This window comes from Clostridium sp., from assembly GCF_040797585.1.
Classification (GTDB): domain Bacteria; phylum Bacillota; class Clostridia; order Clostridiales; family Clostridiaceae; genus Clostridium_Z.
The window spans coordinates 1-12,540 of record NZ_JBFNEO010000070.1 but is presented as its reverse complement, the minus strand read 5'-3'; the positions used below and the strand labels follow the sequence as shown (position 1 = coordinate 12,540).

The 12,540-nt window shown below is 34.3% G+C and carries 11 protein-coding genes; all 11 read left to right on the top strand.

What is annotated here, in order from left to right; all coding sequences use genetic code 11:
- The first annotated feature begins 307 nt into the window (after positions 1–307).
- The 11 genes from AB2369_RS06445 (at position 308) to AB2369_RS06395 (ending at position 12,447) form a co-directional block, all read left to right on the top strand.
- Positions 308–1,093, top strand: coding sequence for a divergent polysaccharide deacetylase family protein (locus tag AB2369_RS06445; RefSeq protein WP_367665657.1), 786 nt, complete (start codon positions 308–310; stop codon positions 1,091–1,093).
- A gap of 421 nt (positions 1,094–1,514) precedes the next feature.
- Entirely contained in the window at positions 1,515–3,041 is a 1,527-nt protein-coding gene (locus AB2369_RS06440) for a glutathione ABC transporter substrate-binding protein (protein WP_367665656.1), read from the top strand.
- Positions 3,042–3,067: 26 nt separating this feature from the next.
- Complete coding sequence (nikB, locus tag AB2369_RS06435) at positions 3,068–3,997, top strand: nickel ABC transporter permease (RefSeq protein WP_367665655.1); 930 nt, start codon at positions 3,068–3,070, stop codon at positions 3,995–3,997.
- 23 nt (positions 3,998–4,020) lie between these two features.
- A complete protein-coding gene (locus AB2369_RS06430) occupies positions 4,021–4,884 on the top strand; it encodes an ABC transporter permease (protein ID WP_367665654.1) in 864 nt (287 codons plus the stop codon).
- Positions 4,885–4,897: 13 nt separating this feature from the next.
- On the top strand, positions 4,898–5,887 hold the full coding sequence (locus tag AB2369_RS06425) for an ABC transporter ATP-binding protein (protein WP_367665653.1): 990 nt from the start codon (positions 4,898–4,900) through the stop codon (positions 5,885–5,887).
- A 23-nt stretch (positions 5,888–5,910) separates the two neighbouring features.
- Entirely contained in the window at positions 5,911–6,876 is a 966-nt protein-coding gene (locus AB2369_RS06420) for an ABC transporter ATP-binding protein (RefSeq protein WP_367665652.1), read from the top strand.
- A gap of 206 nt (positions 6,877–7,082) precedes the next feature.
- A complete protein-coding gene (locus tag AB2369_RS06415; protein ID WP_367665651.1) occupies positions 7,083–8,633 on the top strand; it encodes a glutathione ABC transporter substrate-binding protein in 1,551 nt (516 codons plus the stop codon).
- 22 nt (positions 8,634–8,655) lie between these two features.
- On the top strand, positions 8,656–9,585 hold the full coding sequence (nikB, locus tag AB2369_RS06410; protein WP_367665650.1) for a nickel ABC transporter permease: 930 nt from the start codon (positions 8,656–8,658) through the stop codon (positions 9,583–9,585).
- Between the two features lie 13 nt (positions 9,586–9,598).
- The gene (locus AB2369_RS06405; RefSeq protein ID WP_367665649.1) at positions 9,599–10,462 is read left to right on the top strand and encodes an ABC transporter permease; all 864 of its coding nucleotides are present in this window, start codon (positions 9,599–9,601) and stop codon (positions 10,460–10,462) included.
- 13 nt (positions 10,463–10,475) lie between these two features.
- Positions 10,476–11,489, top strand: a complete 1,014-nt coding sequence (locus AB2369_RS06400) for an ABC transporter ATP-binding protein (protein ID WP_367665648.1) — start codon at positions 10,476–10,478, stop codon at positions 11,487–11,489.
- On the top strand, positions 11,482–12,447 hold the full coding sequence (locus tag AB2369_RS06395; protein ID WP_367665647.1) for an ABC transporter ATP-binding protein: 966 nt from the start codon (positions 11,482–11,484) through the stop codon (positions 12,445–12,447). The genes AB2369_RS06400 and AB2369_RS06395 overlap by 8 nt, the downstream gene beginning before the upstream one ends.
- Positions 12,448–12,540: the final 93 nt, after the last annotated feature.

Genomic DNA, 12,540 nt, shown 5'->3' with positions numbered 1-12,540 from the left:
GGGGATAAATAATAACATAAAATAAAATGAAAGAATTAATGGTTTCGCTTTTAAGAGGAATTTATTTACATAGTTATTTATGAAGATAAAAAATGATGGACTTCTATCATTTCTTCTTAAAGCTCTGTTAGTGATTTCTTGAGATTTAAGAATGTAAGTAAATTTTAAAGAAAGTGGGAATAATAAAGTCTGGAGTATTACTATAATTATTAATTTATCTAGGTTTATCATATAAATCGTTAAAGATTCTTAAAAATTATGAGCTGAAATTAAAGAAATAACTTTAACTAGGAGGATAGTAAAAATTATGAAGAGAAAATTCATGAAGTACATAGTAATTATATTATCTGTTGCAACAATAACCTTTGGTAATATCTTATATGCTGGTGCAAAGTATGAAGATGGAAAGGAAGAAAAGGTTAAAATAGCTATAGTTATTGATGACTTTGGCAATGGAGGAGAAGGAACAGAAGAGATGTTAAATCTAAATATACCCATTACTGCTGCAGTTATGCCCTTTGCACCTTACGGTAGTGAGGAGGCAAGGATGGCTAAGGAAAAGGGGAAAGAAGTAATTATACATATGCCTATGGAACCAGAACAAGGGAAAGCTCATTGGTTAGGGAAAAGGCCGATACTCTCATCTCTTTCAAGTGAAGAGGTTGAAAAGAGAGTTAGAGAAGCTGTGGATGAGGTAAATGTGGCTAAGGGTATGAATAATCACATGGGATCTAAAATAACTAAAGATGAAAGGGTTCTAAGGGAGATATTTAAAATTTTAAAGGAAAAAGATATGTTCTTTCTAGATTCTAAAACCACTGGTAAATCTAAAGTTCCTGAACTTTGCAAGGAAATGGGGATTCCTTATTATGAAAGAGATGTGTTTTTAGATCATGTTCATAGCTTAGAGAATGTAGAAAAACAGATGGAAAATGCTTATAAAATAGCAAGAGAAAAAGGATATGCTGTTATTATAGGTCATGTTGGAGCGCAAGGAGGAAAGATTACTGTCAACGGAATAAAAAATAAGATTGAAAACTTTCAAAAAAGAGGAGTAGAGTTTGTGTTTATATCTCAGATTCAGAAAAAATAAAGTTTTATGCTTCATTTTCTTGCAAAATTTAAAGAGAATGAAGCATTTGAAATTTAACCTTAATATTCTGAAAAAAGAATGATGTTTGTCGAAAATTATTATTGAAATAATATGTATTATAAGACAAATAATATATATAAGTTTAATAAATTATGAAGAATATTAAATGTAAACGTTAAAATATATAAAAATTAGTTGAAAATTATTAAAAATTTATGTAGAATAGAAACATCATAGATTATTGATTATTTTTAGAAAATTTAAAAATAATCAATAATATTAACAAAAATACAAACTAATGAATAATGAAAATTGATGGCTTTCAAAACAACAGTACTTATATATATGAAGGATAATAAATTATTAGCCATTAATTAACATTAAGAAAAATATTTTTTTTTATGTACAAAGGGGGATTAATATGAAGGGAAAAAGGCTACTAAAGATAATTGCAGCGATAGTGATAGGAGCTTCTATGACATTTTCACTAACTGCATGTGGTACAGGCTCCATCGCAGGTGATGACACCTTAGTTGTAGCTCATGGTGCTGATGCTAAAACTTTAGATCCGCATGGAACTAACGACCAGCCATCTTCAAGAGTTTCAAAACAAATTTATGACAGATTAGTTGAGCAGACAGAAGAGATGGAGATAGTACCAGGCCTTGCAAAAGAATGGAAACAGCTAGATAACCTAACATGGGAATTTAAACTTAGAGAAGGAGTTAAATTCCACAATGGAGAAACACTAAAAGCTAGTGATGTAGTTTTCTCTTTAAACAGAATGAAAAATGCTAAGTCAGTATCATCTATTATTTCCAGTGTAGACACTATAACTGCTACTGATGATAGTACAGTAATTATTAAGACAAAAGAACCATTCGCACCACTTCTTGCTCACCTTTCACACACGGCTGCTTCTATATTAAATGAGAAAGCAGTTGAAGAAGCAGGAGAGAATTATGGACAACATCCAGTAGGAACAGGAGCATATAAGTTTGCAAGTTGGGATGCTGGAAGCCAAATTAATCTAGAAAAAAATGAAGACTATTTTGGTGAAAAAGGAAAGATGCCTAAAATTGTATTTAGAAATGTAAAAGAAGGAACTAATAGAACTATAGGACTTGAAACAGGTGAGATAGACATAGCTTATGATATAGAACCTGTAGATACAAAGAGTGTTAGAGAGCATAAACAACTTCAGCTTATTGAAGAGGAATCTTTAAGCTACACTCATATAACAATGAATAATAAAAAAGAACCATTTAATGATCCGAGAGTAAGAAAAGCTATTAACTATGCAGTTGATAAAGATGCTTTAATAGATGCCATACTATACGGCTCTGGAGTTAAAGCAAATGCTCCTATAGGAAAAAATGTTTTTGGTTATACAGATAAAGCAGTAAATTATGACTATGATTTAGAGAAAGCTAAAGAACTTTTAAAGGAAGCAGGACTTGAAAATGGGTTTAAAACAAGTATTTGGACTAATGATAACCCAGTAAGAGTTCAAATAGCTCAGATAATTCAAGCTAACTTAAAAGACGTTGGAATAGATGCTGAAATAATATCTCTTGAATGGGGAACTTTCCTTGAAAGAACCGCTAGAGGAGAGCATGACATGAGTATTGGTGGATGGACAACAGTTACAGGAGATGCAGATTATGCATTATATCCACTATATCACAGTTCACAGCATGGTGGAGCAGGAAATAGAGACTTCTATAGTAATAAGGAAGTTGATAAACTTCTAGAAGATGCAAAGAAATCAATAGATCCTGTAGAAAGAAAAGACTTATATGAAAAGGCTATAATTGCAATAATGGATGACGTTCCTGAATTAGTTCTTTATTATGGAAAGCAAAACGTAGGAGCGAGAAAAGAAGTAGAAGGATTTAAACTTCATCCAGCAGGACATCATAATTTAAGTCAAGTAGAAAAAAAATAGGGAACGGATGAGAAGGGGGATATAAGATGCATAAGTATATATTAAAAAGAATAGCATTTCTTATTCCTGTATTAATAGGAGTTACCTTCCTAGTGTTTACGATACTTTCTTTTACACCAGGAGATCCAGCTCAGTTAATACTTGGAGAACAAGCTACACCAGAGGCGGTGGCAGAGCTTAGAGAAGAAATGGGACTAAATGATCCGTTTATAGTACAATATGGAACATTTTTAAAGAATGCAGTGCAAGGAGACTTCGGAAGATCATATTCTTCAAATAGGGAAGTGTTTAATGAAATATTTCAAAGATTCCCTAATACTATGGTACTTGCATTAGTTGGAGTTGTAGTTTCTATACTTATAGGAATTCCAGTAGGTATAATATCTGCAACAAAACAATACAGCTTTATAGATAGTTTTAGTATGGTAGTTGCCCTTATAGGGGTATCTATGCCAAACTTCTGGTTTGGACTTATGCTTATATTAGTGTTTTCAGTTAATCTTGGACTTTTACCATCAGGGGGATTTGTTGGACTTAAAAGCTTAATACTTCCAGCTATAACCTTAGGTTACAGCTCCTCAGCTATAATAACTCGTATGACGAGATCTTCAATGCTTGAGGTTATAAGACAAGACTTTATAAGAACAGCTAGAGCAAAAGGGGTTAAGGAAAGGAAGGTTATATTAAAGCATGGACTTAAAAATGCCTTAATTCCAATTATAACAGTAGTTGGACTTCAATTTGGAGGACTACTTGGGGGAGCGGTTCTTACAGAAACAGTTTTCTCTTGGCCAGGGGTAGGTACATTACTTGTTGATGCTATAAGACAAAAGGATACACCGATGGTTCTTGCATCTGTTGTATTCCTTGCAACAACATTTAGTATATGTAACTTGCTAGTTGATATACTTTATGCATATGTAGATCCGAGAATAAAATCTCAGTACAGTAAGTAATTATAGCAAAGGAGGATATGTACATGGCGAGTAATAAAAAAAGAAGCCAGTGGGCAGAAGTTTGGAGAAGACTTAAGAGAAATAAGCCTGCGATGATAGGGCTTGCAATACTTACAATATTAATTTTATTAGCGGTATTTGCAGACTTTATCGCTGATTATGATACAGTAGTTATAAAGCAAAATTTACCTGAAAGACTTCAAGGACCAAGTGCAGAACATATATTAGGAACGGATGAATTTGGTCGTGATATATTTGCAAGATTAATTCATGGAGCAAGAGTATCCTTAAGAGTTGGTATTATAGCTGTTGGTATAGCTATAGCAATTGGGGGAACATTAGGAGCTATTGCAGGATATTATGGTGGGGTTTTAGATAACGTAATAATGAGAATTATGGACGTTTTCCTTGCAGTACCAAGTATATTACTTTCAATATCAATAGTATCAGCATTAGGACCTGACCTGATAAATTTAATGATATCTATAGGAATATCTTCGGTGCCTTCTTACGCAAGAATTGTTAGAGCATCAGTGTTATCTATTAGAGATCAAGAATTTGTTGAGGCTGCAAAGGCTATAGGAGCTAATGATACTAGAATTATAATGAAGCATATAATTCCTAATGCTTTAGCGCCAGTTATAGTACAAGCTACTCTAGGAGTTGCAGGTGCAATATTATCAACAGCAGGACTTAGCTTTATAGGGCTTGGAATACAGCCACCAGCTCCGGAATGGGGAGCAATGCTAGCTGGAGGAAGACAGTATCTAAGATATGCATGGCACGTAACTGCTTTTCCAGGAATAGCTATAATGCTTACAATTCTTTCTCTTAACCTTTTAGGTGATGGATTAAGAGATGCATTAGACCCAAGACTTAAGAACTAAGGGGGGATACGCTATGAGTACCAAAGATACTTTAATAAAGATCGATAATCTTCATATAAATTTTGAAACTGTAGACGGTGTTGTGAAAGCAGTTAATGGGGTTAATTTAGAACTGAAAAAGGGTGAGACTTTAGGACTTGTTGGAGAAACAGGAGCAGGTAAGACAACAACTGCCCTTGGAATAATGAGACTAGTACAAACTCCTCCAGGAAAGATAACTAAAGGAACAATTGAATTTGAAGGAAAGAATATATTAGAGCTTTCTGAAGAAGAAATGAGAGGGATAAGAGGTAATAAAATATCTATGATATTCCAAGACCCAATGACCTCCTTAAATCCAGTGGAAACAGTAGGGGATCAGATAGCAGAGGTTATAGAAATTCACCAAGATGTAACTAGAGAAGAGGCTATGAAAAAGGCTGGGGATATGCTTGAGCTTGTTGGTATGCCAAGAGCTAGAGTAAATGATTATCCTCACCAATTCTCAGGTGGTATGAAGCAAAGAGTTGTTATAGCTATAGCTCTTGCATGTAATCCACAATTTTTAATAGCAGATGAACCAACTACAGCTCTTGATGTTACAATTCAGGCACAAGTTCTTGAAATGATGAACAAGCTTAAGAATGATCTTGGAACTTCTATGATGCTTATAACTCATGACCTTGGAGTTGTTGCTCAAGTTTGTGATAAGGTAGCTATAATGTACGGTGGAGAAATAGTAGAGTCCGGTAGTCTTGAAGATTTATTTGAAAATACTAAGCATCCATATACAGAAGGATTATTTGGATCTATTCCAAATCTTGATGAGGATGTAGAGAGATTGTCACCAATAAAGGGACTTATGCCAGATCCTACAAATCTTCCAAGTGGATGTATATTCCATCCAAGATGTCCTTATGCAAAGGATGTTTGTAGCAAAAAGGCGCCAGTTATAACTACTATTAATGATGGACATACTGTAAAGTGTCTAAAGTATGAAGAAGAAACTAAAAAATTATTTTAATTTCACCTAAGGAGGAAAATATTATGAGTGAAAAACTGATAGAAGTTAAAAACCTGAAAAAATACTTTAATACTCCAAAGGGACTTCTTCATGCAGTAGATGATGTAAGCTTTGATATAAATAAAGGGGAAACCTTAGGAGTAGTTGGAGAGTCTGGTTGTGGAAAGTCTACTACAGGTAGAGCACTTTTAAGGCTTTTAGAAGCAACAGATGGAGAAGTTTTATTCCAAGGGGAAAACATATTAAAGTATGATAAGAATAGATTAAGAGATTTAAGACGTGAAATGCAAATAATATTCCAAGACCCATTTGCATCTTTAAATCCAAGAATGACAGTAAGTGAGATAATAGGAGAGCCTCTTATAATACATAAGATGGCTAATTCCAAAGAAGATCAAAATAAAATAGTTAAAAATCTTATGGATACAGTTGGACTTAGTGAAAGACTTGTTAATACTTATCCACATGAACTTGATGGAGGAAGAAGACAAAGAATAGGAATTGCAAGAGCATTATCCTTAAATCCTAAGTTTATAGTATGTGATGAGCCTGTATCTGCACTAGATGTTTCTATACAAGCACAGGTACTTAACCTAATGCAAGATCTTCAAAAAGATCTTGGACTTACTTATATGTTTATAACTCACGATTTATCAGTTGTTAAGCATATATCTAATCATATAGCGGTTATGTATCTTGGAACATTAGTTGAAAAGGCATCTTCTAAGGAATTATTTAAAAATCCTATTCATCCTTATACTCAGGCGTTATTGTCAGCAATACCAGTTCCAAGTATAAGACATAAGAAGGAAAGAGTAATCCTTAAGGGAGAGATAACTTCTCCTATAAATCCAGAACCAGGATGTAGATTTGCAAAGCGTTGTCCATATGCTAAGGATAATTGCTTTAAGGTGTCACCAGAGCTTAAAGAAGTTACTAAGGATCACTTTGTTGCTTGTCACTATTACAAAGAAATAAATAATATGTAATGATAAAAATAAGGTACCCAATTTTGGGTGCCTTATTTTTTTATTCTTATTAATTGTAATAAAAATATGTTACTAATTTCTCTTTCCTTTTGGAAACTAAAGCATCAGTAGAATAAGTGGCTAAAAGTTTTAGGTATAATAATTAGAATTTTAGAATATTATTTCATAAACCCAATTATAAACAATTTATATTAAGGAGGATTTATATGAAGGTAAGAAAATTTCTAAAAATACTAAGTACTATAGCAATAGTAACCTCTATTACTGTGGGACTTACAGCATGTGGAGGAGACAGCAGTGGAGATGGTAATTCTGGAGATTCGATTAAAGATCAAATAGTTGTAGCACAAGGTGCAGATGCAAAGTCATTAGATCCCCACGCAACCAATGACCAGCCTTCATCAAGGGTAACTAAACAGTTATATGATAGGCTAGTAGAGCAGGATGAAGAAATGAAAGTAGTACCAGGTATCGCTAAGGAGTGGAAGCAGATTGATGATTTAACCTGGGAGTTTACCCTTAACACAGGAATTAAATTTCACAATGGAGATACATTAAAAGCTAGTGATGTAGTATTCTCATTAAACAGGATGAAAAGTGAAAAAACTGTTTCTCATATAATTGAAAGTGTAGAGACCGTAACTGCTAAGGATGATAATACAGTAGTTATTAAAACATCAGCACCTTTTGCACCACTTCTAACTCATTTAGCTCACCCAGCATCATCTATATTAAGTGAAAAAGTAGTAAAGGAAAAAGGCGATGACTATGGTCAGCATCCTATAGGAACAGGTCCTTATAAATTCTCTAATTGGGAAGTTGGAAGTAAGATACACCTAGAAAAGCATGATGATTACTTTGGAGAAAAGGCAAAGACAGACAAAATAGTATTTACTAATATAAAGGAAGGTACTAATAGAACTATAGGTCTTGAGACTGGAGAAATAGATTTAGCTTATGATATAGAACCTACAGATACAGCAAGGGTTAAAGATCATGCAAACTTAAAGCTAATTGAAGAAGAAGATTTAAGCTATGCATATATAGGAATGAATACTAAAAAGGAACCTTTTAGTAATGTAAAGGTAAGACAGGCTATAAATTATGCAGTAAACAAGGAATCTATCATAAAAGCAGCTTTATATGGAACTGGAACCATGGCTAAGGCTCCAATAGGAGACAAGGTTTTCGGATATACAGATAAAGCAAAGGGATATCCATATAATTTAGAAAAGGCTAAAGAGCTTATGAAAGAAGCTGGCCTTGAAAATGGGTTTAAAACAACTATATGGACTAATGATAATCCATTAAGAACTCAAATAGCCCAAATAGTTCAAGCGAATTTAAAAGATATAGGAATAGAAGTTGAAATAGTTTCTTTGGAGTGGGGAACCTATCTAGAAAGAACGTCTAAGGGAGAACATGATATGTTCATATTAGGATGGACAACAGTAACTGGTGATGCAGACTATGGTTTATATCCACTTTATCATAGCAAGCAGCATGGTAGTGCAGGAAATAGATCTTTCTATACTAACAAAGAAGTAGATGATTTATTAGATAAAGCTAAGACTAGTACAAATCCAGAAGAAAGAAAAGAATTATATGATAAAGCAGTTACTAAAATAACTGAAGAGGTTCCAGACATAATGCTTTATTATAAGAAGCAAAATGTTGGAATGCAAAAGAAGGTAGAGGGATTTAAGCTAAGTCCAGCTGGACATCATAGCTTAAAAAATGTAACAAGTAGTAAGTAATAAGGAAAAAGGAGGATAGACTATGTATAAATACGTCCTAAAAAGAATAGCCTTTCTTATTCCTGTTTTAATAGGGGTCACTTTTTTAGTGTTTTCTATAATGGCTTTAACACCAGGAGATCCTGCACAGCTTATATTAGGGGAAAAAGCAACTCCTCAGGATGTTAAGGTTCTTAGAGAAGAAATGGGACTAGATGATCCTTTTATAGTACAGTATGGAAGGTTTTTGAAAAATGCAGTAAAAGGGGATTTTGGAAGGTCTTATACATCTAAGAGAATGGTATTTAATGAGATATTCCAAAGATTTCCTAACACCTTAGTTCTTGCATTAATAGGCGTTGTAGTGTCTATCCTCATAGGTATACCTGTGGGGATAATATCTGCAACAAAGCAATATAGTCTTGTTGATAGCATTTGTATGGTACTTGCACTTATAGGAGTTTCTATGCCTAACTTCTGGTTTGGACTTATGCTTATATTAGTTTTTTCTGTTAACTTAGGAGTTTTACCCTCAGGGGGGTTTATGGGACTTAAGAGTTTAATTTTACCAGCTATAACTTTAGGATATAGTTCTTCAGCTATAATAACACGTATGACAAGATCTTCAATGCTTGAGGTTATAAGACAAGATTTTATAAGAACAGCTAGAGCAAAAGGTGTAAAGGAAAATAAGGTTATATTAAAACATGGTCTTAAAAATGCTTTGATTCCAATTATAACAATAGTTGGATTGCAATTTGGAGGATTACTTGGAGGAGCAGTTCTTACAGAAACAGTTTTCTCTTGGCCCGGAGTAGGAACTCTTCTTGTTGATGCAATAAGACAAAAGGATACCCCTATGGTTCTTGCATCAGTTGTATTTTTAGCTACAACCTTTAGTGTATGTAACTTACTAGTTGATATACTCTATGCTTATGTAGATCCTAGAATAAAATCTCAATACCATAAATAGGAGGGGAAGGGCTATGAGTAGTAACAAAAAAAGAAGTCAATGGGGTGAAGTGTGGAGAAGACTAAAGAGAAATAGGCCGGCTATGATTGGTCTTATAGTAATCTGTTTATTAATTATACTGGCAGTTATGGCAGGATATATAGCAGATTATGATAATGTGGTAGTAAAACAAAATCTCGAAGAAAGACTTCAAGGTCCAAGTTCAAAATATATATTAGGTACAGACGAGTTCGGACGTGATATATTTGGAAGACTTATTCATGGAGCTAGAGTATCCCTTAGAGTTGGTATTTTGGCAGTTGGTATAGCCATAGTTATAGGGGGAGCGCTAGGGGCTATAGCAGGATATTATGGTGGTATATTAGATAATATAATCATGAGAATTATGGATGTTTTTCTTGCTGTACCAAGTATACTTCTTGCTATATCTATAGTATCAGCTTTAGGTACAAACCTATTTAATCTTATGTTATCTATAGGTATATCATCTGTACCTTCCTATGCAAGAATAGTTAGGGCATCAGTACTTTCTATTAGGGAACAAGAATTTATAGAAGCTGCTAAGGCTATAGGGGCTAACGATGTGAGACTAGTTATGAGACATATAATTCCAAACTCTTTAGCACCGGTTATAGTACAAGCAACCCTAGGAGTTGCTGGGGCTATATTGTCAACGGCAGGACTTAGTTTTATAGGTCTTGGAATACAACCGCCAGATCCAGAGTGGGGGGCTATGTTAGCAGGAGGAAGACAGTACTTAAGAGATGCATGGCATGTAACAACCTTCCCAGGAATAGCTATAATGATTACAATTCTATCCCTAAATTTATTAGGGGATGGACTTAGAGATGCCTTGGACCCAAGACTTAAGAACTAGGGAGGGGTAAAGTATGAGTAATAAGAATGATTTAATAAAAGTAGAGGATCTTCAAATTGTTTTTCAGACTGTAGATGGTACCGTTAATGCAGTTAATGGAGTTAACTTAGAATTAAAGGTGGGAGAAACCCTAGGGCTTGTAGGAGAAACAGGGGCGGGAAAAACTACAACTGCCCTTGGAATTATGAGATTAGTACAAACGCCACCGGGAAAAATAGTAAATGGAACTATAGAGTTTAGCGGAAGAAATCTTTTAGAGCTTTCAGAAGAAGAAATGAGAACCATAAGAGGGAACGATATATCTATGATATTTCAGGATCCTATGACTTCCTTAAATCCGGTAGAAACAGTAGGAGATCAGATATCTGAGGTTATTGAAATTCACCAAAACATTGGAAAAGAAGAGTCTATAAAAAAGGCAGGAGATATGCTAGAGCTCGTTGGTATACAGAGAACTAGAATTAATGACTATCCACATCAGTTTTCAGGTGGAATGAAACAAAGGGTGGTTATAGCCATAGCTCTTGCTTGTAATCCAAAGCTTTTAATAGCAGATGAACCAACCACTGCGCTTGATGTTACCATTCAGGCACAAGTTCTCGAAATGATGAATAAATTAAAAAAGAATTTTGGGACATCAATGCTTCTTATAACCCATGATCTTGGAGTAGTGGCAGAGGTTTGTGATAAGGTTGCCATAATGTATGGGGGTAAGATTGTAGAATCAGGTAGTCTTTATAATATATTTGAAAATACAAAACATCCTTATACGGAAGGCCTCTTTGGATCAATTCCAAACATGGATGAACAGGTTGATAGATTATCTCCAATAAAGGGGCTTATGCCAGATCCTACAAATCTTCCAAGTGGATGTACTTTCCACCCTAGATGTCCTTATGCCAAGGATGTATGTAAAGATAATGTTCCTAAATCCACAGTAATAGAAGGGGGACATACTGTCAGATGTCTTAAGTATGAAGAAGACACTATGAAATTCTTTTTACCTAAGGAGGAGAACCATGAGTAAAGTTTTAATAGAAGTTAAAAACTTAAAAAAGTATTTTAAGACTCCAAAGGGACTTCTTCATGCAGTAGATGATGTAAGTTTTAATATAAATAATGGAGAAACCCTTGGGATTGTTGGAGAGTCTGGGTGCGGCAAATCTACTACAGGAAGAGTCATACTTAGGCTTTTAGAAGCAACTGGTGGAGAGGTTGTTTTTAATGGAGAAGATGTATTAAGTTGTAATAAAGGAAGACTTAGAGAGCTAAGACGTGAAATGCAGATTATTTTTCAGGATCCATTTGCATCATTAAATCCAAGAATGACAATAAGTGAAACCATCGCAGAGCCATTAATAATACACAAGATGACTAAATCTAAGGAAGAACTTAATAAGAGAGTTAAATCTCTTATGGATACTGTGGGGCTTAGTGAAAGGTTAGTTAACACCTACCCTCATGAGCTAGATGGAGGTAGAAGGCAAAGAATAGGAATTGCGAGAGCTTTATCTTTAAATCCTAAGTTTATAGTATGCGATGAACCAGTATCTGCTTTAGATGTTTCTATTCAAGCTCAAGTATTAAATTTAATGCAAGATCTACAAAAGGATTTAGGACTTACTTATATGTTTATTACTCATGATTTATCTGTAGTTAAGCATATATCAAATGATATTTGTGTTATGTATCTTGGGAATTTAGTTGAGAAGGCAGGGTCAAGGGAGCTATTTAAAGAACCATTACATCCTTATACAAAGGCATTACTATCAGCTATACCAGTTCCAAGTATAAAGCATAGAAGAGAGAGAGTAATACTAAAGGGAGAGATATCATCACCTATAAATCCTAAACCTGGCTGTAGATTTGCACAGCGTTGTCCTTATGCTAAGGAGGAATGTTTTAAGGTGTCACCAGAGTTTAAAGAGGTTAAGGACAATCATTTTGTTGCTTGTCACTATTATAAAGAAATAAATAATATGTAATCATACTAAAAAAAGCTATGGATTAATCCATAGCTTTTTGGTTGCGGGAGCAGGACTTGAACCTACGACCTTCGGGTTATGAGCCCGACGAGC

Bases quoted from the DNA above. Each gene is read 5' to 3' on its own strand.
- AB2369_RS06430 (WP_367665654.1), top strand. From the start codon at position 4,021: ATGGCGAGTAATAAAAAAAGAAGCCAGTGGGCAGAAGTTTGGAGAAGA.
- AB2369_RS06440 (WP_367665656.1), top strand. From the start codon at position 1,515: ATGAAGGGAAAAAGGCTACTAAAGATAATTGCAGCGATAGTGATAGGA.
- AB2369_RS06415 (WP_367665651.1), top strand. From the start codon at position 7,083: ATGAAGGTAAGAAAATTTCTAAAAATACTAAGTACTATAGCAATAGTA.
- AB2369_RS06400 (WP_367665648.1), top strand. From the start codon at position 10,476: ATGAGTAATAAGAATGATTTAATAAAAGTAGAGGATCTTCAAATTGTT.
- AB2369_RS06425 (WP_367665653.1), top strand. From the start codon at position 4,898: ATGAGTACCAAAGATACTTTAATAAAGATCGATAATCTTCATATAAAT.
- AB2369_RS06395 (WP_367665647.1), top strand. From the start codon at position 11,482: ATGAGTAAAGTTTTAATAGAAGTTAAAAACTTAAAAAAGTATTTTAAG.
- nikB (WP_367665655.1), top strand. From the start codon at position 3,068: ATGCATAAGTATATATTAAAAAGAATAGCATTTCTTATTCCTGTATTA.
- AB2369_RS06405 (WP_367665649.1), top strand. From the start codon at position 9,599: ATGAGTAGTAACAAAAAAAGAAGTCAATGGGGTGAAGTGTGGAGAAGA.
- nikB (WP_367665650.1), top strand. From the start codon at position 8,656: ATGTATAAATACGTCCTAAAAAGAATAGCCTTTCTTATTCCTGTTTTA.
- AB2369_RS06420 (WP_367665652.1), top strand. From the start codon at position 5,911: ATGAGTGAAAAACTGATAGAAGTTAAAAACCTGAAAAAATACTTTAAT.
- AB2369_RS06445 (WP_367665657.1), top strand. From the start codon at position 308: ATGAAGAGAAAATTCATGAAGTACATAGTAATTATATTATCTGTTGCA.